This is a genomic window from Virgibacillus sp. FSP13 (genome assembly GCF_054048505.1).
In genome coordinates, this window is record NZ_JBSVKG010000017.1 from 37,112 (window position 1) to 60,099 (window position 22,988).

A 22,988-nucleotide genomic window follows, 5' to 3' on the forward strand; every position below is an offset into this window, starting at 1 on the left:
TGTAAAGATCGGGTGCAGATAATGTCAATGTCATTTAAAGAATGGAGAAAGTCCTCTAAAATGTAGGTTTGTTCAAAGCTAGGAGAGTATAAAAAAGCCATCCGTTCAATGCCTTTAGTAAAGGCCATTGAACGGATGGCTCAAAATAAATATTTAGTTATCCCTTAAATTTGGCAGAATGAAAAGTTTCTTAATAAGACATTTATTCTTCTTTGTTTAAATAGAAGAAAAATAGCACGCCGTCTTCTGTATTCGATACACCATACTCCACACCATGAAGCTCAAAAATATTTTTGGAAATAGCAAGTCCTAATCCGGTTCCACCTTTCGAACGCCTGCGAGATGTATCACCACGATAAAAACGATCCCATATTTTCTCTAAATGTTCCTCTGCGATAGAAGCCCCGTTATTTTCCACACATACTTTTACACTCTCCCGCTCTTCTATCGTGGAAATAAGAATATTTTTATTTTTGGGTGTGTAACGAATCGCATTGGTAATAAAGTTTGTCATAACCTGTTCAATTCTATTTTGATTTGCAACTACCTTAATTTCAGAAAGCTCCTTGTGAACATGTAATTGCTTGTTTGTAATGTCCAGAGCTAATTGTTCACATATATACTCAATGATCTGATCAATATAGAAAGCATCCATTTCCATTTTATATGTCCCAGACTCAAATTTTGCTAATTCGAGCATATCAACAATGAGCATATTCATTTTATCTACTTCCTTGGCCATTGCTTTAAAATAATAATCTTTTTTATTACGAGCAACACCATCTTCTAAAATGGAGATACAACTCTTCATAATACTTAAAGGCGTCTTTAATTCATGGGAAACACCGGAAATAAATTCTTTGCGTGTATTTTCCAGTTGTTTTTCTTTCTCTATATCTTTTTGCAATTTAATAATATACGAATGCAACTTATGAGAGAGTGTATTAATATTATGTGATAAAGCGCCAATTTCATCTTTTGATGTAACAGGTATTGTCTCTGAAAAATCCAGGTTTGCAATTTTGTTTGTCGTATCGTTTACTCGCAACAATGGTTTAGCGATCTTTTTTGAATAATAAAATGAAGCTAGAACGACAAGAAGCAATACAAATATGATTAAGTATACATAATAATCTTTTAGCATTTGTACAGCCTCATCAACTGGTTGTAATGATGTCATAGCATAAATATAGGTAGTATCGCCATTCTTATCTTTCATAGGTCTAATAAATATTTTATATTTGATGTTATTTTGCTCATAGTCTATTGTTTCAGCAGTAATAGCATGATTTTCATTTAATAGCAGGTTTACCTGGAATTGTTTTATCCTTTCTATAAACAGACGATTTGTATAAATGTTTGAATTTGCGGCACCGACTGGTAATTGTAATTTCTTAATTTGCCCCACCACTAAATAATTTTTTGAACTCTCTTTTGGAGAAGGTTCTATTGCAACTTGTTTGCCATATATTTTTTCTGATAGAAGCTTATTCTCTAAAAGATTATTCCTGTCTTGACCCGTTATAATAGCTGGGATGAATGTGTCATCCTTTATGATACCATCAATATAAATACGCTTTCCCTCTTCTAAATTAAACTTGAGCCTTTCAATATCCTCTAAACCAGTGAAGCTATACAGGGGGATAGTAATGTCACGATCGGAGAAATCCTTGTCTTGAGAACGATATAAATGAATTTTTACGGAAAAATCATCCGCGTATTGAATCGTTCCTATACTATCTAAAGTTGTAATCCATGTCTGATTTTCCTGGTAGAAATCCTGTTGCAACTTTTTAATTGCTAATGCGTCTCCTTCAGCCTTTACGTACGCTTTCTCAAAAGATTGAATGCTCGTATTTATTTCATCTACCTTTTGGTTTGCATAATATTGCTTGAAAAATATGGTTTGTCCAATATACATGGTTGCTAAAATGAGCATACATAATAATGTTGTTAGTATAAATAACTTTGCTACAATTCCTATTTTCATACGTGTCCCTCGAATTTATAACCAGCTCGAATAACCGTTACAATACTATTTGCTTTAGCACCTAATTTATGACGTAAATTTCGAATATGACTATTGATTGTGCGATCATCTCCGGCAAATTCATAACCCCAGATTTTGGTGATTAGTTGTTCTCTCGTAATAATAATCCCCGGATTTTGCATTAAATATGTTAATATTTCAAATTCTGTGTGTGTCAAACTTAGATTTTCTCCGTCTACTGTCACTGAACGCGAAGGGAAATAGACATGGATGCCGTTGCTGATTAAGGTATCTTCATTGGATAACGTACCTGTATGAGAATATCGACTGTCAATTAATCGTTTTACTCTTGCCAGCAAAATTGGCGGACTGTATGGTTTTGTAACATAATCATCAGCACCTAATTCAAAACCAAGTAACGTATCGTCTTCATCCGTACGAGCTGTCAACATAATAATAGAAACATTGGAAGACTTGCGAATTCGCCTGCAAACAGACCATCCGTCTAACCCTGGCAACATAATATCTAGAATAATTAAATGTACATCATGTTCTTCAAACATAGCTAAAGCTTTATTTCCATCTGCCGCTTCCAATACTTCATATCCTGCATTTAATAAATAATCTTTAACTATTTCACGTAAAATGTCTTCATCTTCTACAATTAATATTGTTTTCTGCATTTTCCTACCTCACAGTGTCAAAAAGGTTTGTGCTTATGAAAGAATATCATAACGATGTAAAGATGAGATAAAGATGTTAATTGGAATCAATCATGATAAACCTTCTTTAGGGATTGTTGACAATGCTTTACCCTTTTAATCGAATGTAATGGTGAAAGCAACTTGTTTAATTGTTAATAGACCCCAGTGAGGTGGGTCTATTTGGTGTGTGCAGATATCAAATAATTTTAAATGTGTGTCATGGAATTATTTCAGGTGATTAGGCCAAGTACAAAATCATGAGCAATTTCATGGTTTGTTGAACCACCATGCCCCATACGAACGACTGCACCACGACCGACAGTGCGGACTACAATGTGGACCACAACGCGGCCTGTAATGATAAACGGGGTGTGTATATGAACCACAGTACGGACCACAATCTGGACCAGAGTACGAACCACACTGCGGCCCCATTATTAAACAATACATAAACAAAATAAAACAAAAAGAAATAATTATTGCAGATGCATCGAATTTTACCAAGAAAATTTCGATACCATACATTTGTTTATTCCCGGCGAAATAATGGAGCGGATGAACGAAATGGCAGGGTCCTAAAAAAATATTTAGTTTAGTGTTGACAAACCATAAAAAATTCTAAATAATAAGACTAACAACTAAGCAAATAACTGTCTTAACAAAAACCCTTTTCGTAACGATTGTTGCTTTTAATTTCGTAGTCGATATAAAATGCGCATTAATTACCGCTATAGAAACACACTTCGCCTTCCTCGTGCTAGGCGCTCATCAAGTTCCAAATTGGCAAATCACTTTCCAACCATCATTTAAAAACACCATGATACATAAATTTGTTTTAGGGGGGATGTCCATGAATGGTAGAATCTGGCTAGGTCTGTTTTTTCTATTGTTTGGTTTTGGCTTTCTTTTGCATCAGGGTAATATCATTGACATGTCGCAAGTACTGTCTATTTGGTGGCCGTTCATCTTAATTATCATCGGTATTATTCAGCTAGTCAATCGTACACATTCATCTACAATCTCTGGTTTATTGTTTTTATTAGTGGGGATCTTTTTTTTCGCAAATCAGTGGTTTGATTTTAATTTAATTGCTTATTTATGGCCTCTAATTTTCATTTTTATTGGTATCATCATTATTTTTACTCGGATCAAACGTGAAAGGCCTTCGCATACAGGCGAGAATCTAAACACGTTTGTGCTGTTTTCGGGTACAGAGATTAGGAGTCAGTCGAAAAACTTTCAAGGTGGAAGTGTTATGACGATATTTGGTGGTGCGGAAGTCGATCTCCGTGATGCAGTTGTTCAAGAAGGAGCTACACTTGACCTCACCTCTGTCTTTGGAGGGGTAAGCATCATCGTTCCAAGGAATGTTCATGTTGAAATAACTGGTATGCCAATCTTTGGTGGGTGGGATGATAAGACAAAGAACCTTGTAGAAAATGAAGAAGCTGTCGTATTGAAACTTAATTGTATTACGATTTTCGGTGGGGCAGAGATTAATAATTAAGTACCATCCACAAGAAAGTAGAAAGAGAATCCCCCACATGAGGCTAAAGCGTGATGACGAAGGATTAAGAAATAATAAACGGAGTAGAGTCTTAATATGGTTTTACCTCGTATTTCTATATTTTCTTTTTACGAATACACGAAAGTGAAATAAAAGACTTTAAACGCATACTGAAAAACCAATAAGGAGCAATTTTTCTCCTGTTTACTTTGTTCCAAATAATCTCCAATGGTATTTGCCTTAACTATGTTTTGTCACCCTCAATATGTGATTCCAAAATATTCAATAAAACATATTGGTCTGGATAAATTTTTCGTACTTCATCTCACTTCAAAAAACCACCTTCATTATAATTCATAATTTAATTTTACTATAATTCTGTCATAATATTGTCTTTAAAAAGGTTAAGTATGTTAAATGTTATACTTGAGAAGTAAGAGCAGTTTAGTGAATAAAAAAAGGCTTAGAGAATTTATTTCTCTAAGCCCTTTTAACACGAAGGAAATTTCGGGTTAAGCAGCACGCTCTTAGAAAAGTACGATACGCCGGTATTATGGAACCATACTGCAACCGTAAATATCTTACAAGCTATTACATAGCCTATAACCATCATATAAAAAGTAAATAAATATTTTAATCCATTAATAATAGTGATACACTATTATTAGATATTGTTATATTATAATTGATCCAGAAAAGATGTGCGGCTAGATTGCGCCCTGACTTGCTGTGACGCCTAAGTGCCTACATCCTTTCTGCAAATCACAGGGATAAGGATGGAAAAAATGAGTAACAGAAATACATCAACAGACGTTATCCTAATCGGCGCCGGAATTATGAGTGCAACATTAGGATCATTATTAAAAGAATTGGCACCAGATTGTAACATTACAGTTTTTGAGCAACTTGCAAAACCAGGAGAGGAAAGCTCAAACGAATGGAATAATGCAGGAACGGGACATTCTGCACTATGTGAGCTCAATTACACTCCTGAAAAATCGGACGGTTCCATAGACATTAGCAAAGCATTAAAGATTAATGAACAGTTTCAGGTTACCAAACAGTTTTGGTCTCATCTTGTAAACAGCAATCAGATAGATGATCCGAGTGACTTTATCATGCCATTGCCCCATATGAGCTTAGTACATGGGGAGGATAATGTACGGTTTTTGAAGAAACGGGTAGAAGTACTGTCTGATAATCCATTGTTCCAAGGAATGGAATTTTCCGATGACCCAGAAAAATTAAAAGAATGGATTCCGCTTATCATGAAAGACCGGACAGTTGATCAACCGATAGCAGCAACAAGAATGGCAAGTGGAACCGATGTTAACTTTGGGGCCCTTACACGTAAATTGATGGGCAACCTAGAGAGTCAAAACGTTAATATAAATTACAATCACACTGTGGAAGATATCGAACGTACTGACGACGGCGCATGGGAAGTGAAAGTGCGCAATTTTGAACGTGGTACCCTTGAATACCATACTGCAAAATTTGTCTTTATCGGTGCCGGTGGGGGAGCTTTACCGTTATTACAAAAAACGGATATTCCTGAAAGTAAGCATGTTGGGGGATTCCCTGTAAGCGGATTATTTATGGTATGTAATAATCAGGATGTTGTAGCACAGCATCACGCAAAAGTATACGGAAAAGCTGCAGTTGGCGCGCCTCCAATGTCTGTGCCGCATCTTGATACAAGATTTATCGATAATAAAAAATCGTTGCTCTTTGGACCATTTGCTGGCTTTTCACCAAAATTCCTAAAGACTGGTTCAAACATGGATTTATTAGGATCCGTGAAACCGAATAACGTCTTTACGATGTTAGCGTCCGGTGCAAAAAACCTTCCATTAACAAAGTATCTGGTTCAACAGCTTATGTTATCAAAAGAACAGCGCATGGAAGAAATACGTGAGTTTATTCCAGATGCTAAAGCTGAAGATTGGGATATCGTTGTGGCAGGCCAACGAGTTCAAGTTATCAAGGATACAGAAGCAGGCGGTAAAGGAACACTTCAATTTGGTACAGAAGTAATTACTGGTGCTGAAGGCTCGATAGCTGCATTACTCGGTGCTTCTCCGGGCGCATCTACAGCGGTTCCAATCATGCTTGAGATAATTGAGAAATGTTTCCCACAACAATTAAAAGAGTGGGAACCAAAAATTAAAGAAATGATTCCATCTTATGGTGTATCACTAGTGGATAACCCAGAGCTTGTCGATGAAATTCATGCAACAACAGATCAAGCGCTTGGATTAAACACCAACAAGCAAACAAACCCAGCATAACTCAAGAAAATGCACGTAAAAGGCGGTGGGACATGGGGACAGGAACCCCGTCCCAGTTATTATCGTTGGCAGAATCAAGAATTCCAGTGGGACAAGGGACCTGTCCCCATGTCCCACTCCCCATGTCCGCTCCCATTGCTTTATAGTTTGCTGCAGTGGTTGCATCTTTTTTTTACTAAAAATTGTGTATGTATTATCTATTATCGTAAATACTATGAGAAATAGGTTAAAGTGCATGTTTAAAATGAGGATGAAAAGGACTGAGAAGCTCAAGGCGGCGTAACTTTGAGGAGCGCAATGTGTACATAAGGACAGGGCTTACGCAGGAAGTTCACTTTCCGCCAAAAAGAAATTTGATGTGTCATTTTCACCGGACTTTTTGAACATCCTTTTTAAGGAGTGGTTTTGATGTTACATTTGGAAACTGATATGGAAGGTAAGCAAATGACTTTTGGCGATGCCCAAAAAGAGTTGAAAAAGTTCGGCTTTCAAATGGGTGGCAATTGGGAGTATGATAGCGGGATTTTTGATAATGTGATGCACCGGGAAAACGGTGAAACGTTTTATATTCGAATGCCTTTTCAGGTACTTGAGGGCGAACTAGATAAAAAAAATGCATGGATTGAATTCCAAAAACCTTTTGTAATTAAGCATGTTGTCAATGTTGGACTCGACAAGGATAAGAATTCATTACTTACTACAACTGGTTTCAATCAATTCCAGGAACCACTTGATACGGATGGCCATATCCATGATAAGAGCAAATGGCAGGAATTTGGTGAAGAAGCGATAGGAGATATTTTGAATAAATTATGAGTTTGAAGCCTTTAGCCACATGGAATGTATTGCAAAAAAACCTGTCAATTAGCGGCAGGTTTTTTTAATGGGCTGCCTTCTTATAAACTGCAACGAACTTTTATTCTAAGCGGAAGGAACGTTAACAGAGGGAAGAAAAATATCCCCCAATCATTCAGAATGGGAGACAATTGCTAGTTATTGTCTTGAATATTCACTAATGATTTAAATGCCACACTATCATCTCTTAGATTTACGCCCTCAATGTATATCAAATTCTCATCTATTTTGGAAATATCCTTATAAAGTGTGATGGAATCCCCAGGCATGGCTTCTTGATTAAAACTAAGGTCAATGGTATGAATGGTATGGCTTTTATGATCATCCACAGGAAAACAATCCATGATGTAGTCAACATATTTTGAATTGTTCAAATGTCCATTAAAGTCGATATCGCTATAACCAATTACTTTGTTATAGGCTTCCTCTAACTTACCAAATTCCTTTAATTTTTCTAGTTTTCCTTCAAGCGCTCGTTCGGTCTTATTGTCTGGATAGCGAATCCCGATAGTTTTACTTCGTTTTATTTTCCTTTCATGCATGTCCATGATTATCCATTTGGAAACAGCTCTTATAATTACATTTCCGTTTACATCTTTAACAAGGTAATCCCGATCAAACTCAACCTTGCCTGGTTCAAGTGGCCAAGTTTCGATAGTAATTTCCTCATCCCAAATTGGGTTACGTATGATAGTAACGCGGATTCTAGTTAATACCCAAGCAACACCGAACTCTTTCTCTAGCCTATCTATTCCAAAGCCAAGATCTTCGGAAGCTAGGCTAGCAATATCTTGGAAGTAGCTAAAAAGAGTACTTAATTTCAGTCTTTTTGTGAAATCAACATCTCTAAGATCAATGTGGTATTTTCTTGTAAAAACGGATGAAACAGACTCCATTGTAATTACTCCTTTGCATCATGTATATAAATTGTATCATACATGCAAGGAAACAGGAATGTTAGTCAAGCATAACACAGTGTATGTGATCTGCGACGTATAAGGCAATAAACAATGCGACAGCCAAAATAAATCAATCCTCAGTAGAAACCCAGCATAAATTCTAATAAACCAATCACCCGTGAAACACGCTTCTTTATAAGCTCAAATCTCAGTCAACAAATAAAAAGTAATCTTTCGCTCTTGCAGGATAAACACCTTCTGTTACATACCATGTCCAATAAAAATCATCTCCCTTTTTCCCGATTACACCACAAACAATCATTCCGGGATAAATGATGTTACAAGGCATTTCATCTATCTGATAATCTCGGCCTGAGTCGATATCCGTGACTGTAATAATTTCGTTGAATACTTCTTTTACTTGAAAGGCACTGTGAATGGATTGAGTACAGTTGTTGAGTTCCGATTCATTTGCGGTTATATCTTTTTCAAAGTCCCAATCACTTTGGTGGATGTTCGGATATGAACGTAAATAGAGGTGATTTAATAGCCGTTCACACATGGCAAGCTCGGGGGAGGCCTGTTGTGCATATTGCTCAACTAATTCATACCAGGACGTTCCAGCGCGATGATCGAGCCATCGGACAAATCTTTTTAGTTGTAATAGAAATATTTCTGATTCTCTTTGTTTAATTGAAATTTTTATATGGTGGGGATAGTGTACAAAAATTAGTTCTTCCCAGAATGAGGGTTGGCACTCTTTCCATGAGGATGGACAATTGTCTTCTAAATTATCGGTTAAATAGTTGGCAAATATACGGAGGAATTCATTGGCATGTTTTCCTGACCCCTTTTTGCGCTTATACGCAATTAAATCATCGCCGTAAAATTTGGATAAACCACGAGCGCGCATAAAAAATTGGGAACCGATCCGTAATTTTTCTAATATCGCCTCTCGCTCCTTTGGGCTGGAAAACGGATGCATCTGAACCTTTACATATGACTGGCTCGTACTGCAGCTTTCCTGGTATTGGACACTTCCATAGGCATGAAAAGCTTTGTTCTTCATGTTACATCATCTGCTTTCTGTTAAATTTTAAGGGATTGGTAAAATAGAATTGCTGTTGCTAGAGAGGATAGTTTAGAATAGCACCTTCATTATAGCACAATTTGGTAGGAGTGGAAGTACTAATTTTAAAATATTGAAAAAATATTTTGCCCGTTAATAGGGCCCGTAATGAATTCGTTAAAAATGATGAGGGCAATCGAAGCGTTGAGAAGATATTTGGATGAACGTAATGATGATAAACCGGGACTGCTTTGTTCGCAATTGGGTTATTTTATTTAGTCTCGATGAAATCATTTGGTGTTCCCTATTTATCTCCATTAACACCAAAATATAAATCTTCCGAGGATACGATTTTTAGGAGATTGTTAAAGAACGAAACTTTTCGCCCAGGTTATGTAAAACCAAAAGATTTGGAAAAGAAAATAGGAGAATAAAAACATGCTAGAACCCGAAGGAAGAATTGGTGCAAGGGAATATACAGCCATTATTAAATAATTGGTACCAAAATCGTTTTATTTTCCTTTCATGCATGTCCATGATTATCCATTTGGAAATAGTTCTTATAATTACATTTCCGTTTACATCTTGAACCAGGTAATCCCGATCAAATTCAACTTTACCCGGTTCAAGTGGCCAAGTTTCGATAGTAATTTCCTTATCCCAATTTGGGGTAAGTACGATAGTAACGCGGATTCTAGTTAATACCCAAGCAACACCGAACTCCTTCTCCAGCCTATCCTTATATACAAACCAATCTACTATATTCTAGATTTGTCCTGCTGTTTGTTCTGTATGTGGCAGTGTCACTTCTACAGTTGTTCCTTCTTTGCTGCTGTTAAAATGCAATTCCCCGTTATGACTGTTGATAATTTGTCTGGAGATCATTAGGCCTAATCCTGTTCCTTTGTCTTTTGTTGTTAAGAACGGTTCACCGACCCGATTTAGTAAATGTTCTGGGATTCCATGCCCCTGATCGATAATGCGAACAATGATTGTTTTGTTGTTTTTCCTTTTTGCTTCAATAAGTATTTCGCCGCCATTGGTCATGGCCTCAACGGAATTTTTTACAAAGTTAATAAATACTTGTTTGAGCTGGTTTTCATCACAAAAAATTGCGGGCAAATCTGATTCAATATTTTCGGTAATGACGATGTTGTTCAAATCAGGCAAAGCTTTGGACAATGTCATGACATGATTTAATATAACTGCAATATTTTTTTGCTCGAATTTAACTGTTTGCGGTTTTGCAAGAATTAATAGTTCGCTTAATATAGTCTCTATCCGATTCATTTCCTGAGAAATAACGTTAAAATATGTTTTTTTGTCCGGTAAATCATTTTCAATTATTTGCAGAAATCCTTTAATGGCAGTTAATGGATTTTTTATCTCATGGGCAATTCCCGCTGCTAATTGCCCTGCAACGGTAAGTTTCTCTGTATTAATCATCAATTCTTGTGTCCTCTTACGTTCGGTTATATCTTCTATAATAGCGTGTACCGCTTGTTTTTCCTGGTAAAGTGTTGGGATTGTCTTTAATTCAATATCAACTTTTTTTCCGTCATAACGGATAACCTTTCCTTCTAAAGGACCAACTGCCTTTGTGAAAACTTGCTTATCTATTAGTTTGTTTTTGGTTTCTTGATCAATAAAATTAAATACATTTTCCCCAATGACCTCATCTTTATGTTTTGCTCCAATAAGCTGGACTCCCGCTTCATTGATAAACAAACATTTTTGATTTCTTAGGATAAGTACTGCATCCGGCGTCTCATCAATAATCTGTTTGTATCTTTTCTCACCATCGAGAAGTTTCTTTTCGGCATGTTTTAGATCGGTAATATCAAAAAGCTGACAAACAAAATATAACGGTTGATCCTGATCATTTTTGGCCAAGGTAATACTTAATGATGCCCAAATTTCAGAGTGATCCTTATGAATATAGCGCTTTTCTGTTTGAACTGATTCAATTTTTCCGTTTAATAATGATGCCGTTTCGTTCCAAAGACTCTTTAAATCTTCAGGATGAATAAAATGTCGAGATGGCAAACTTAACAACTCATCTTCGTCATAGCCAAGATATTTACTTAACGAATGATTTACCTTAATGATACTACCATCTAGTTTTACCAATGCTTTCCCAATAGCTGCATAATCAAACGCATGCTTTAACAAATATGGATTCTCTAGCTTTTGCAATTTCATATACTCCCACTCCCCCTATACTCCGGAATAAAGATACTTAGAACCCTATCCCAGTTTAGAAGGCCGTATCTATGCCAACGACCTGGGATATCGAACTCTCTTGTTCCTAAAAATAAAAAAGCCAAATAAGAAGCCTTTGCTCCTTATTTGGCTTATGTCTAACTTAATTATTTAGCCCATTTCCGCCAGATTATGTAGGTGGCTTCGTTACAAAAACGATAGCGCTCTTATTTTTGTCAAAATCCCAGTCAACAAATATATCAACAACACTTGTATTAAGGATTGATTCAAAATGGTTATTATTATGAAGATACGTCTTTCCAATTTTCTATTCGTAATCCGCAATATCTCCGCGTATCCCTGTCTTATTAACTCCTTTTCGATGTTGACCAAAATATCGTTTCGAAAGAGTAGTAGTGTTCTTGGGTTTAGTCGATGAGAATAGATTTCTTTAGGCGCTTTTTCGACTTGTTTGCTGATACGCATGATTTCCTGATGTACCTGTGCTTTGCCTTCATAGCTTTCTGACTGCCAAAGGTTCTCCGTATCCAAATCTGCCCCGATTCCGATAAATATTCCTGATTGATTATGCAATCCCCAGTCATAGTAAAATTCACTTATCTCCATTCCCGAAACAATATTTATATAGGCTTTGATTTCAGGAATAAGCATTTTCATAAGTGAATCTCTTGCCTTTTGAAAAGTTTTTACTTGGTCCTGTTCGATGAGAACTCTTTCTATTGGCGACGTAAAATTTCTTAGATAAATAGTACGACCGTCTTCTCAATGGTTACAAAAATAGATTCTGACCCTTTTCCAAAGCTATTCCTCAGCAATTTGCCAATATAGCTTGCCAGCTCTGTTTGTTGCTTATTATCAGTCATTTGTTTAATTCAATCCTTATTTTAGATAAAAGCATGATATCTTTTATCCTATTTTGTATTTTAGAGATCATTGGATAATTTTTCAAGAGGTAATTCACTTTAAGTATGTCACATTAGATCAATAAATATACAAAATTGGCTAACGAAGAATGTGGATTGCGACTAAAATAATTCATAAAGGGAAATTGGGTAAAGAAGGTAGGGGCAATCAAAATAAGAACTTAAATATACAAAACGAGCTTGAAATTTCAAGCTCGTTTAAATTTGCCCTACGTCTCAAACCACTACAAAAATAGTTAAAAGCTAGTAATCATTCCTTTTACCAACAATCCCATAAAAACACAATTTCGTAATTTCTTCACTCAAGGGAAGCGACCTTTTGTAAACTTCCTCTTTTGAAAAATAATCGTAAAACATTTGAATGAAAAATAGGATTGCTTCATTTGAAATGGTTGGATCAATATGTCCTTGTTCCTTGCCTAATTTAAAGAATGCTGCTAAACGTGGCATAACCCTTTCAGCATAGAATTTTTCAATGTAGTTATCTCCGCTTGTGTATTCTTTCATAATGTACTGATAAAAATCATCATGAATTTCATTTGCTACTTTTGTATTATGAAAAACAACCTGCTTAATCTTCTCTGGAAAAGCAAGGTCACTATCGATTAATTCTTCGGTTTTGGACCATTCCTTTTCTATATAGTAAACAATTACATCATCAACTAATTTGTGTTTGCTTTCGAAGTAATTATAGATCGTTACCTGTGATACTTTAGCATCTTTAGCAATCTCCGCAATGGAAGCCTTTTGAATTCCGTATTTCAGAAATAAACGTAAGGCAGCCTCTAATATGTTGTTCATTTTTTGTTCTCTGCGACGCTGAAAACCGTCCATTATGTTCACCTCGCTTTTATTTTAATAAAAAATATGTAATAAAACAATAAAAATAGTTCATAAACATATTGCAAAGTGGATCATTTTTATATATTATGAACTATATAGGTTAAAGTATTTCATAATTTAAAGAGGTTTTCTTGGAATCAAAGGTGCAAAAGGCCATTGAGGAGGGGATGAAATGAGTGTTTTAGAGGTAAATAATCTAACAAAAAGGTTTGGTAAGTTTACAGCTTTAGATGGCGTCAATTTAGACATAAATAAAGGGGAAGTATTTGGGTTTATCGGTCCAAACGGTGCTGGTAAATCCACAACCATCCGCGTATTACTTGGGATTTTAAAAGCAACAGAGGGAGAGGCGAAAATCTTTGGCAAAGACGTGTGGTCAGATGCAGTGGAGATCCATAAACACATTGCATATGTGCCAGGGGATGTTAATTTATGGCCTAATTTAACTGGTGGGGAGGTCATTGATTTATTTGTGAAATTGCGTGGTGGTAATAATAAAACCAGGCGTGAGGAACTGATGAAACGATTTGACTTGGATCCCTCAAAGAAATGCCGAACCTATTCAAAAGGTAATCGGCAGAAGGTTGCTCTAGTTGCCGCTTTTTCATCGGATGCAGATCTCTATATACTTGATGAACCGACATCTGGATTGGATCCGTTAATGGAGCAAGTTTTCCAGCAGTGTGTCATGGAGGCAAAACAAGCAGGAAAAAGTGTCCTGTTATCCAGTCATATTTTATCGGAAGTGGAAAAGTTATGTGATCGGGTTGGGATTATTCGGCAGGGTAAAATTATTGAAACTGGATCTTTAAGTGAGTTGCGGCATTTAACCCGCGTGAATCTGCTTATAGAAACAAAGAAACCAATTACTAATTTGCGTGAATTAAAAGGTGTTCATGAACTGGTTGAGAAAGATGGAGGATTGTCTTTCCAGGTGGATACCGAGGAATTGGATGCTGTCATTAAACATGTAAGTTCATTTGGTATTGTAAAATTAGAAAGTACTCCGCCGACATTGGAAGATTTATTCATGCGTCATTATGAGGAGAAAGGACAAACGGAGACAGGATCAGGGGGGAGATCCTAATGGGTGAAACGATTTATAAGCGCAGTGCCCACCTTGCTAGGTTAATTATTAGACGGGATCGGCTTCGTATTCCTATATGGCTAATTGGAATTTGTTTCTTTACATTTATGGTGCCAATATCTTTTATGGAGTTATATGGTTCCCAGCAAGATAGAGATGTTATGGCTGAAACAATGGAAAATCCTGCGATGATTGCGATGGTAGGACCAGCTGATTTACAAAACTATACTCTTGGTGTCATGACAGCCCATCAGATGATACTTTTAACAGCGGTTGTGGTTGGATTAATGAGTATCTTGCTTGTGACTCGCCATACAAGGGCAGATGAAGAGGATGGACGCATTGAATTGATACGATCTTTACCAGTAGGGCGCCTGTCCAATTTGAATGCAACATTACTTGTTTATACCATTGTAAATATTCTTTTAGCATTCATAATTGGCATTGGACTATATGCACTAAATATAGAAAGTATGGATTTAGAGGGATCATTATTATATGGAGCAGCTTTAGGTGTAACTGGTATATTTTTTGTCGGTGTGACAGCACTTTTTGCTCAAGCTTCGGAGAGTTCACGCGGGACGATTGGTTTTTCAATAGCGGTTCTTCTCATTGCCTATCTTGTTCGTGGGATTGGGGATGTTAGTAATGAGGCGCTAAGTTGGGTATCACCACTTGGATGGATAACGAAAACTCAAATATATAGTGAAAATAATTGGTGGCCAATTCTATTAATGGTTGGTGTATCTATTGTTCTATTTATGATTGCAAACTATTTAAATGCGATTCGAGATTTAGAGGCTGGTTTTTTGCCGTCAAAACCTGGCAGAAAGTTTGCTTCAGCATTGTTACAAACTCCGATCGGACTGGGTCTTAGACTACAGCGCACAGGTACGATCGCTTGGGCAATCGCAATGTTCGTAATGGGTGTGTCTTACGGTTCGGTGTTAGGGGATCTGGATACTTTTTTTGAAGGTAACGAAATGATGACGGAATTGCTAGCATCCGAGGAGGGGCTTTCCTATACGGAACAGTTCGTGTCAATGATATTAATGGTGATGGCCATATTGGCAGTGATTCCACCATTAATGGCAATGAATAAGTTATACCAAGAGGAAAAGAAGGGCCGTATTGAGCATTTGTTAGGAAGAGCAGTTTCCCGAACACGACTAATGGCAAGCTTTCTGGCTATTTCAGTTGTTAATGGTTTTGTCATGTTGTCACTTGCCGCGGTGGGGATGTGGGTAGCAGGTACTTCTGTAATCGAAGGTGGCCTTAAATTTGGAATAATTTATGGAACAGCACTCGCATATTATCCAGCAATCCTCGTGATGATCAGTGTAGCGGTACTTTTAATTGGGTGTTTGCCAAAGTTCACAAGTCTAATCTGGCTTTATGTGCTTTATTCCTTCTTCGTTCTTTATTTAGGAGGAATGTTTCAACTGTCAGATTGGGTTGGTCAAATTTCACCATTCGGGCACATTCCACAGCTCCCAGTTGACGATATGTCATGGACGCCGATTGTTATATTGACTCTTATAGCAGCTGTTATAACGACGCTTGGGATTATTGGATATAATAAAAGGGATATAGAAGGATAAAATTATCGGGACGTGGGGACAGGTTAGTTGTCCCACCGCGTAATCCCCGTCCTCGGCGGCATTTACACTGGGACAACTAACCTGTCCCCACGTCCCAGAAGCATGGTAGTTGAAGTTGTCTGTTAATTGTTGCATAGTGGGTGTAAGGGAGGGATTTGATATGGGTACAATGGATGATGTAGTAGAAGGATGGTTAAGACATAGACTAGTTGTTCATGATTTGCTTGATTTGGTGGATGATGAGCATATTGATTTTAAACCATGGGATGGTGCGCTTTCGTTAGGTGATTTGGCGATTCATATTGCGACATCAATGGATATGTTCGCTAAAATGGTTGTAAATGGAAAGTTCGAACCACCAAAAGCGGAAGTTGATTATAAGACAATGGATGATGTGCGTGAGATTGTTAAGAAGTATACGGAAATATCGAAGTGGGACTTGAAATCATTGGACAAAGTAAAAGTAAATGCAGAGATCGAGTTCAACAATGACAAAGCGCCAGGAAGCTTCTGGCTATCCAATGCAATCGATCATGAAATTCATCATAAAGGTCAACTGTTTACTTATGTTCGGATGACCGGAGCCAAAGAAGTTCCGTTTTTCATGAAACATCCAACTGAAGTAAAATAAGTGGGACGTGGGGACAGGTTAGTTGTCCCAGGCAGAGGGCCTCAACCTGTCCCTCTGTCCCATTATTCACTCCAATTTCGTGGGCTCCACAGGGTACCGTCTAATTCACCTTCCATTTGCGTAATTCGTTTTGCCTGTTCCTTTATAATGTTACGTGCGGCTTCAATTAAAGCTCTTTGTTTGTAGTCACTGCTATTGTGGTATACACGCTCCAATTCCTGAAGCATCCATTCTTCTTTTTCCAATCTCGACCCTCCTGCATTTAATACATCTGCTCTAATACCAGTTTTAGTTCATCGATAGTTTCTCGATTCTCCTCGATAACTTCGATCGCATGCATTAAAGTTGTTTCATCACCAGATTTCAATGTTGCTTTATCTGTATGTTTAAGCTGTTTTATTAACCATTTTTCTCTTGCCTCGAGACTGCTGTCGTTCTCGTTTGTAAGCATTTGCTGGTATGCTACTAACATTTCCATCTTTTTTTCTTCGGTCATAAAGGAAAATTGAAACACGGTTAGCGGCTTAAGAAAGGTCATTCCGGTTTTATTGGCCATTGCTTGGTACGGCTTGGTAAGTTCACTGATGCTGAATTGTTCTTTACCACCAGCCTGATAATCACTTTCATTAACACCAATCATTAAAATTAAGCCAAATTCCTTTCCGACTAAGGCATTTCCTTTTTTACCATGAGCAAAGTCATATGTTAAAACTTCATCTTGCCAATGCTTTAAGAGAGCCGGTGAACTGTACCAGTAAAATGGAAATTGGAAAAGGATACGATCATGCTGGTTCAGTAATTCCTGTTCTTTTGCAACGTTGATTTTACCATCTGGATACGTTTTTTCTAGCTGATGAATCGTTACGTCCGCTTTATCAGGAACTGAGTTTAAAAAATATTGTTGACTACTGGATTCTAAAATGTCTGGGTGTGATACAATCACCAAAGTTTTCAACGTCTTTCCCCTACTTTCTAAGTTTCTCCATATATTCGAATGCCTGATTATGGCTGAAATAATGAATTATTCTTACTTTATCATAGCAACACTAGACACTTATTATCAAATGTCAGTGTTGCAGGGGTAGAATTTCATTAAATGTAAGGTTCTTTTATAGCCTGATAGCAGGAACATCGGCGCGAGGGAGAAAGCATCGTCCCGAATCGCAGGAACATCGGCGCCAGAGAGAAAACATCGTCCCGAAAGCAGGAACATCGGCGCAAGGGAGAAAACATCGTCCCAAGCGCAGCCAAATATAAAGTATGGTATGATGGAGAAAAAATAAGGTGAGTATTGATGAAAAAAGTTGGACTCGTGATGAGAAAAATACAATTTACCGAAGCACAAGGACCGCGTATTTTTGCTGATAGACTGAAGCAACTATGTAAGGGATTTGGTGTGGATATCGTCTTTATATCTCCCGAGCGGCATGTCAGTGGGTATGACTGGCTCCCAGGATATGAGCATGAAAAAGGCGATTTGGTCAATTATGATATTGTTTTAGACAAAATTTACTCGGAAAATATTGACCATGTGATTTATACAGTTTCGGGCTTCACCTATTTAAAAATGTTCATTAAAAATAGCGTTCTTTTCCCACACAGTTTTCCCGATCCGGCTTTGACAGGTTATGAGATGATGAAGCCGTTTTACGAAATAGTAGATAAGGCTATTGTCCAAACGGAATATTTGAAGCGTGAATTGCATACGAATTTTGGTGTTACGGATGTTTCTGTTATACCAATTGGTTTCAACGAGAGCTTGGCAAAGAAACATTTCGATCCTTCACAAACCATCGACAACCGTGTGCTTTGGATAGGTAGGGATGAGGCGAATAGGCGTCCTGATTTAGTATTGGAATATGCACGGAGGAACCCGGATAAAGAAGTGTTTATGGTCTTTGGTGGGGAACGTTACAGGGAAAGCATGAAAAAATATAACATACCTAATAATGTGAAACTGCAATTTGCTTTAACGCAAGATGACATATTTGCACTTATGAATTCAGCAAAAGTATATTGGAGCTGTTCTAGATTTGATACATTTGCCATGCCACTAACAGAAGCATTAGCAATGGGGAAAATGGTCGTGAAACCGGAGCATCCTTGTTATGATCATATCAGTTCCACACATGCTTTTTCTGGCAATGAAAAGAACTGGTTTGAACTTGTGAACATGGCTGCTGCTTCACCTAATAAAGTTTCAATGGAGAACCGGCAGTATGCATTTGACAAATTTTCAAGTGAAGTCATGAAGAAAGGGTATCGGGACTTTTTTGATAAATGGCTAAGGGAATAACAACATCACTTTTACGTGAGCGAAATACTTTTCAAAGATTAGTAGAAGGTCTATCATAGATTCTTCTATTATTTTTTAGACTCTTTTTAGCTATCAAACTGGTAAAAAAGCCCGCTGAATTGGGTTCCACTCTATAAGAAGGCTGTTTTCGCATTGTTTGTTGCTTTCTGCCCCGCAGTTAGAAATCAGCCTATAAGAAAGAAGTGTCATGTGATTTGCGGAGAATGTGTAAAATTATTATTCAAATTGCTATTTTGTACGGTATTTGTTTACTCGGAAATTGGATCCAGCATTCCCTGGATCTGTTTATACCTGGGAGTGTTATTGGGATGATTCTTCTATTTATCTTGCTCTCTACAAACATACTAAAGGTAAAATGGATTGAGGAAGGGTCAAATTTTATTATTAAGAATTTAACGCTCTTTTTTATTCCGGCTACTGCAGGGATTTTGAATTATTTTGACGTATTTTCCGGCAAAGGTTTCCTTCTGATCATTATTGTCCTCGTTAGTACGATTTTCGTTATGGGTGGCTCAGGGTTTGTAAGTCAATGGATTATCAAAAGAAAGGAATTAAAACATGATTAACTTCCTGATTGGATTAGCTGCGATTATTGGTACCTTTCTCATTTATCTGTTTGCAGTAAGAGTTCACAATAGATACGATTATACGTTTACAGCACCTGTCATTATCGCAACTTTTATTATTATTGTTGGATTAATAATTCTTGATATACCATATGAAACGTACATGATCGGTGGGGAGTGGATTAATAAATTACTTGGTCCAGCAGTTGTGGCACTTGCTTATCCACTTTATCAGCAGCGCGGAATACTAAAACAGCTGATCATCCCTGTCTTTGGTGGAACGCTTTTTGGAGCAATTGTTGGCGTGTCTACTGGCATACTACTGACAAAATGGGCTGGTTTTGATCAGTTGATTATTTATTCGCTTAGCCCGAAATCGGTTACTACCCCAGTTGCGATGGCGATTGCTGACTCAACCGGAGGGATAACACCACTGGCAGCAGTTTTCGTCATGATTGCTGGAATTGGTGGTGTAATGATTAGTTCCGTTGTTTTGAAGTATTGTCGTGTTAACCATTATCTTGGCCGTGGTGTAGGTATGGGGTGTGCGTCTCATGCCATCGGAACAGCAGCCGCGATGGAGCACAATCAGCTTGAGGGCTCCATTAGCACGATTGCGATGGTTGTTAGTGCGGTTGTAGTGTCGATCATAACACCAGGACTGATTCTGCTGCTGATGTAAGTTCGTAACACAAGATTTGCATTTTAGCCTGTTATAAGTTGGCTTTTTATCCATACTAATAACAGGTTTGAAATGGAAAGTAGGAAAGATTAGATGATTCAGCAGTTGTTGGAATGGTTAAGTACTTTGGGCAAGCCAGGTTTATATATTGTCATGTTGTTAGAAGGTTCGTCTTTACCTTTTCCGGGTGTGGTTTTGGTGCTTTCCTTTGGCTATATATTATCGCCGGGTTACTTAAATACGGCCTTGCTGGCAGTTAACATGAGTGTATGTTACAGTCTTGCCAGCTTAATTCCTTATTTTTTAGGTATGAAACTAGAGGGATTTTTTTCAAAAAAGCTAAAGAAAGGCTTGGACAAGGGGAAATCATTCTTTAATCGATATGGAGTATGGAGTATTGCTTTGTCACGCCCGCTTGGTGTCGGTAATTATATTTCCTATGTAGCTGGTATGAGCAGAATTAACATAGTTAAATACTTTATTTTAACATTTATTGGTATATATTCATGGTCTTATATCATGATTATTTTAGGCAATTATGACAAATTTAAAAGCTTCTTTGACTCCTATAGTATTTACGTTTATATAGCACTCGGGCTTGTAGTGATCGGGATAATAATATTTTTTTATTTAAAAAGGCGAAAAAATAAGGGCGACTGAAATACGACAATTTACCGCCAACGAAGGGTCATCGCTAATTTACAGCATTCCGTTTTTTCTAATTTGGACATCATCTCAAGTGTGATTGCATCTGGATTGAAGTCTACGTTTACGTTTTCTTTTACCCCGGTTGATTTGATTAGTTTTTCAACTTCATCCTTGTCGTTTACTTGAGCTGCATTCATTACTTGGTAGGCAAATTCCTTGGAATCGGCAAGTTTGTTTAAAATGATCGTGGCGTCATTCATTAACGTTTTGAAGGCCCCAGCAGACTGATGAAAAAGGGTTGGGTCAACTTCTGGATATTGCGGGCGAGCACTTAGCATATACGGTGATGCCGGATAGTAAGTAATTGGATGATAAACAGGTTGCATGTATGATGTGCAACATAATAGGTGGGTGCCAGTTGGGTAAAACATCATGATTCCCTCCAGGTTTGGAAAATTAGTACACTATATGTTTGAAAAGTTATTATGTGAAAGCACATTTAGTGGGACGTGGGGACAGGTTTGTTGTCCCACTCTTGAACCCTGCCACTCCGCCAAACAGGACTGGGACAACAAACCTGTCCCCATGTCCCATGGTTATCAGATGAATATCTTAATTCCCTGTACAATGTTCCAAATGAGATACACAATATACAAAATACCAGCAAGAAGATATCCAATTACGATAGACCCTGTTGCTAATCCAAATGAATTGGAAAGGCCAAAAATAATCCCTAATATAATGGCTAACAGAATGACAATAAATGGTATAATATGAGAAATCAATGCTCGTTTAGCGTGATACTTAACAGGCTCCTCTACTACAAAATACACAATAAGTGGAAATAAAAGAGGTGCGAAAAAGATACTGAAGTAATTCAATGATGCTAATACTTTGTTGCTTGTGTCCATGATTTGCTCTCCTTTTATCCTATTCTAAGGTTATTATGCCCATTTTGATTGGTTTAAGCTATCGGATAGTTCGAATGATCATGGGAAATCCTCGTAGTATGTATATCACAAAACAAACAAAATATAACATGAGTTACCTGACGCAAGCATGTTAAAGAAATATGATAAGCTATTACTAGAAGATAACGCAACTAACGGGATGGAAGGTGGGGGTACCTTTTGGAGATTAAACATTTGCAATACTTTATCGAAGCGACACGCGCAGGCAGTTTCACCCACGCAGCAGAAAATCTTTACATTACGCAGCCTGCCCTAAGCAGAATCATCAAATCATTGGAAGATGAGCTCGGTTCCCCGCTTTTCATTCGCTCTCGCAAAAAGCTAATTTTAACAGATGCAGGCCGCGTTCTATATAAACATGCACAGGTTATTGAGAAACAATTTCACCTGCTGGAAACAGAGCTTGGTAATTTACATACATTGAAAAAGGGGCATATCCGTATTGGACTTCCTACAGTCATCAATTCTTTCTTCTTTTCTCAGCTTATTGGGTCGTTTCATAAAGAATATCCAGAAGTGACATTCCAATTGGAGGAGGATGGTTCGAAGCGGATTGAGGAGAAAATTATTAGTGATGAACTAGACTTTGGTGTTGTTGTTTTGCCAACTAATCATAATATGCTTGATTATTATACGTTTGTAAATGAGAATTTGAAAGTAGTTGCACCTTCATCTCATCCTCTGGCGAATAGGGGTGACGTTTCACTTGATGAACTAAAAGAGGAAACGTTTATTATGTTTAACCAAGACTTCTCATTAAGAAACCTTATTCTGACCGCGTGTGAAGGTGTTGGATTTCAACCGAAAATTATTTCTGAAACATCGCAGTTGGACTTTATTGAGGAAATGGTAGCTTCCGGTTTAGGTATCACCTTGTTGCCGGAAAGTACAAGTCGGGATTTGACAAGTAATGTGCAAACTGTTGTAGTAACAAATCCGGAAATCGAATGGAGTCTTGCAATTATCTGGAAAACAGATGCTTACCTATCGCAAATTAACAAAGAATTTATTCGTTTTGCCAAGGAAAAACTTACACAAATCTAATTGTTGACGATAAACGTTTAGCGATATATTAGGCTTCCTCCATATCAATGTGGTGGAAGCCTATTTGGTTACGCACGATACAAAGCGCTTCCATAACAAATCGTTATGATCCCCATGTATGATCGGCATTGTACTAC

26 protein-coding genes are annotated in these 22,988 nt (G+C 37.4%); 12 read left to right on the top strand and 14 right to left on the bottom strand.

Going from position 1 to position 22,988, the window contains the following annotated elements; all coding sequences use genetic code 11:
* Nucleotides 1-202: 202 nt before the first annotated feature.
* The 3 genes from ACW2QC_RS13990 to ACW2QC_RS14000 form a co-directional block, all read right to left on the bottom strand.
* Complete coding sequence (locus tag ACW2QC_RS13990) at nt 203-1,990, bottom strand: HAMP domain-containing sensor histidine kinase (RefSeq protein WP_457544582.1); 1,788 nt, start codon at nt 1,988-1,990, stop codon at nt 203-205.
* Complete coding sequence (locus ACW2QC_RS13995; RefSeq protein ID WP_457544583.1) at nt 1,987-2,673, bottom strand: response regulator transcription factor; 687 nt, start codon at nt 2,671-2,673, stop codon at nt 1,987-1,989. The genes ACW2QC_RS13990 and ACW2QC_RS13995 overlap by 4 nt, the downstream gene beginning before the upstream one ends.
* Before the next feature lie 251 nt (nt 2,674-2,924).
* The gene (locus ACW2QC_RS14000) at nt 2,925-3,116 is read right to left on the bottom strand and encodes a hypothetical protein (RefSeq protein WP_457544584.1); all 192 of its coding nucleotides are present in this window, start codon (nt 3,114-3,116) and stop codon (nt 2,925-2,927) included.
* A gap of 428 nt (nt 3,117-3,544) precedes the next feature.
* Between ACW2QC_RS14000 and ACW2QC_RS14005 the strand changes: the two genes are divergently transcribed.
* The 3 genes from ACW2QC_RS14005 to ACW2QC_RS14015 all read left to right on the top strand — a co-directional run bounded on the left by ACW2QC_RS14005 (nt 3,545) and on the right by ACW2QC_RS14015 (nt 7,308).
* Nucleotides 3,545-4,201 (top strand): LiaF transmembrane domain-containing protein, encoded by a 657-nt coding sequence (locus ACW2QC_RS14005; RefSeq protein WP_457544585.1) that lies wholly within the window; start codon nt 3,545-3,547, stop codon nt 4,199-4,201.
* 785 nt (nt 4,202-4,986) lie between these two features.
* The gene (locus tag ACW2QC_RS14010) at nt 4,987-6,492 is read left to right on the top strand and encodes a malate:quinone oxidoreductase (RefSeq protein ID WP_457544586.1); all 1,506 of its coding nucleotides are present in this window, start codon (nt 4,987-4,989) and stop codon (nt 6,490-6,492) included.
* Between the two features lie 408 nt (nt 6,493-6,900).
* Nucleotides 6,901-7,308 carry a YugN family protein gene (locus tag ACW2QC_RS14015; RefSeq protein WP_457544587.1) on the top strand — a complete coding sequence of 136 codons (408 nt, stop codon included), beginning with the start codon at nt 6,901-6,903 and terminating at the stop codon, nt 7,306-7,308.
* 173 nt (nt 7,309-7,481) lie between these two features.
* Here the strand turns inward: ACW2QC_RS14015 and ACW2QC_RS14020 are convergent, their stop codons facing one another.
* Together ACW2QC_RS14020 and ACW2QC_RS14025 are read right to left on the bottom strand one after the other, a co-directional pair.
* On the bottom strand, nt 7,482-8,243 hold the full coding sequence (locus ACW2QC_RS14020) for an acyl-[acyl-carrier-protein] thioesterase (RefSeq protein ID WP_457544588.1): 762 nt from the start codon (nt 8,241-8,243) through the stop codon (nt 7,482-7,484).
* A 211-nt stretch (nt 8,244-8,454) separates the two neighbouring features.
* Nucleotides 8,455-9,315, bottom strand: coding sequence for a hypothetical protein (locus ACW2QC_RS14025; protein WP_457544589.1), 861 nt, complete (start codon nt 9,313-9,315; stop codon nt 8,455-8,457).
* Between the two features lie 251 nt (nt 9,316-9,566).
* Here ACW2QC_RS14025 and ACW2QC_RS14030 point away from each other — a divergent pair, with 251 nt between their 5' ends.
* Nucleotides 9,567-9,749 carry a spore germination protein gene (locus tag ACW2QC_RS14030; RefSeq protein WP_457544590.1) on the top strand — a complete coding sequence of 61 codons (183 nt, stop codon included), beginning with the start codon at nt 9,567-9,569 and terminating at the stop codon, nt 9,747-9,749.
* Between the two features lie 7 nt (nt 9,750-9,756).
* Here ACW2QC_RS14030 and ACW2QC_RS14035 read toward each other — a convergent pair whose 3' ends face one another.
* From ACW2QC_RS14035 to ACW2QC_RS14055, 5 genes are all read right to left on the bottom strand, one after another.
* Nucleotides 9,757-10,077 (bottom strand): acyl-ACP thioesterase domain-containing protein, encoded by a 321-nt coding sequence (locus tag ACW2QC_RS14035; RefSeq protein ID WP_457544624.1) that lies wholly within the window; start codon nt 10,075-10,077, stop codon nt 9,757-9,759.
* Nucleotides 10,078-10,080: 3 nt separating this feature from the next.
* The gene (locus tag ACW2QC_RS14040; RefSeq protein ID WP_457544591.1) at nt 10,081-11,517 is read right to left on the bottom strand and encodes a PAS domain S-box protein; all 1,437 of its coding nucleotides are present in this window, start codon (nt 11,515-11,517) and stop codon (nt 10,081-10,083) included.
* A 207-nt stretch (nt 11,518-11,724) separates the two neighbouring features.
* Entirely contained in the window at nt 11,725-12,285 is a 561-nt protein-coding gene (locus ACW2QC_RS14045) for a Na-translocating system protein MpsC family protein (protein WP_457544625.1), read from the bottom strand.
* Entirely contained in the window at nt 12,276-12,401 is a 126-nt protein-coding gene (locus tag ACW2QC_RS14050; RefSeq protein WP_457544592.1) for a hypothetical protein, read from the bottom strand. The genes ACW2QC_RS14045 and ACW2QC_RS14050 overlap by 10 nt, the downstream gene beginning before the upstream one ends.
* Nucleotides 12,402-12,704: 303 nt before the next feature.
* A complete protein-coding gene (locus ACW2QC_RS14055; RefSeq protein ID WP_457544593.1) occupies nt 12,705-13,295 on the bottom strand; it encodes a TetR/AcrR family transcriptional regulator in 591 nt (196 codons plus the stop codon).
* A 181-nt stretch (nt 13,296-13,476) separates the two neighbouring features.
* Between ACW2QC_RS14055 and ACW2QC_RS14060 the strand changes: the two genes are divergently transcribed.
* From ACW2QC_RS14060 to ACW2QC_RS14070, 3 genes are all read left to right on the top strand, one after another.
* A complete protein-coding gene (locus ACW2QC_RS14060) occupies nt 13,477-14,391 on the top strand; it encodes an ABC transporter ATP-binding protein (protein WP_457544594.1) in 915 nt (304 codons plus the stop codon).
* On the top strand, nt 14,391-15,992 hold the full coding sequence (locus ACW2QC_RS14065) for an ABC transporter permease (protein ID WP_457544595.1): 1,602 nt from the start codon (nt 14,391-14,393) through the stop codon (nt 15,990-15,992). The genes ACW2QC_RS14060 and ACW2QC_RS14065 overlap by 1 nt, the downstream gene beginning before the upstream one ends.
* 160 nt (nt 15,993-16,152) lie before the next feature.
* Nucleotides 16,153-16,623, top strand: coding sequence for a DinB family protein (locus ACW2QC_RS14070; RefSeq protein ID WP_457544596.1), 471 nt, complete (start codon nt 16,153-16,155; stop codon nt 16,621-16,623).
* Nucleotides 16,624-16,685: 62 nt separating this feature from the next.
* Here the strand turns inward: ACW2QC_RS14070 and ACW2QC_RS14075 are convergent, their stop codons facing one another.
* Entirely contained in the window at nt 16,686-16,868 is a 183-nt protein-coding gene (locus ACW2QC_RS14075) for a hypothetical protein (RefSeq protein ID WP_457544597.1), read from the bottom strand.
* A gap of 17 nt (nt 16,869-16,885) precedes the next feature.
* Nucleotides 16,886-17,578: an NAD(P)H-dependent oxidoreductase gene (locus ACW2QC_RS14080; protein ID WP_457544598.1), complete on the bottom strand. Its 693-nt coding sequence runs from the start codon at nt 17,576-17,578 to the stop codon at nt 16,886-16,888.
* Nucleotides 17,579-17,917: 339 nt separating this feature from the next.
* On the opposite strand from ACW2QC_RS14080, the gene ACW2QC_RS14085 reads away from it, so the two are divergent.
* From ACW2QC_RS14085 to ACW2QC_RS14100, 4 genes are all read left to right on the top strand, one after another.
* Nucleotides 17,918-18,919: a glycosyltransferase gene (locus ACW2QC_RS14085; RefSeq protein ID WP_457544599.1), complete on the top strand. Its 1,002-nt coding sequence runs from the start codon at nt 17,918-17,920 to the stop codon at nt 18,917-18,919.
* A gap of 224 nt (nt 18,920-19,143) precedes the next feature.
* Entirely contained in the window at nt 19,144-19,506 is a 363-nt protein-coding gene (locus ACW2QC_RS14090; protein ID WP_457544600.1) for a CidA/LrgA family protein, read from the top strand.
* A complete protein-coding gene (locus ACW2QC_RS14095) occupies nt 19,499-20,188 on the top strand; it encodes an LrgB family protein (RefSeq protein ID WP_457544601.1) in 690 nt (229 codons plus the stop codon). Before ACW2QC_RS14090 ends, ACW2QC_RS14095 begins: the two co-directional genes overlap by 8 nt.
* 93 nt (nt 20,189-20,281) lie before the next feature.
* Nucleotides 20,282-20,848, top strand: coding sequence for a DedA family protein (locus ACW2QC_RS14100; protein WP_457544602.1), 567 nt, complete (start codon nt 20,282-20,284; stop codon nt 20,846-20,848).
* A gap of 11 nt (nt 20,849-20,859) precedes the next feature.
* Here the strand turns inward: ACW2QC_RS14100 and ACW2QC_RS14105 are convergent, their stop codons facing one another.
* A complete protein-coding gene (locus ACW2QC_RS14105) occupies nt 20,860-21,270 on the bottom strand; it encodes a hypothetical protein (RefSeq protein WP_457544603.1) in 411 nt (136 codons plus the stop codon).
* A 165-nt stretch (nt 21,271-21,435) separates the two neighbouring features.
* Nucleotides 21,436-21,747 (bottom strand): DUF4870 domain-containing protein, encoded by a 312-nt coding sequence (locus ACW2QC_RS14110; protein ID WP_457544604.1) that lies wholly within the window; start codon nt 21,745-21,747, stop codon nt 21,436-21,438.
* A 219-nt stretch (nt 21,748-21,966) separates the two neighbouring features.
* Between ACW2QC_RS14110 and ACW2QC_RS14115 the strand changes: the two genes are divergently transcribed.
* Complete coding sequence (locus ACW2QC_RS14115; RefSeq protein WP_457544605.1) at nt 21,967-22,851, top strand: LysR family transcriptional regulator; 885 nt, start codon at nt 21,967-21,969, stop codon at nt 22,849-22,851.
* Nucleotides 22,852-22,988 lie beyond the last annotated feature (137 nt).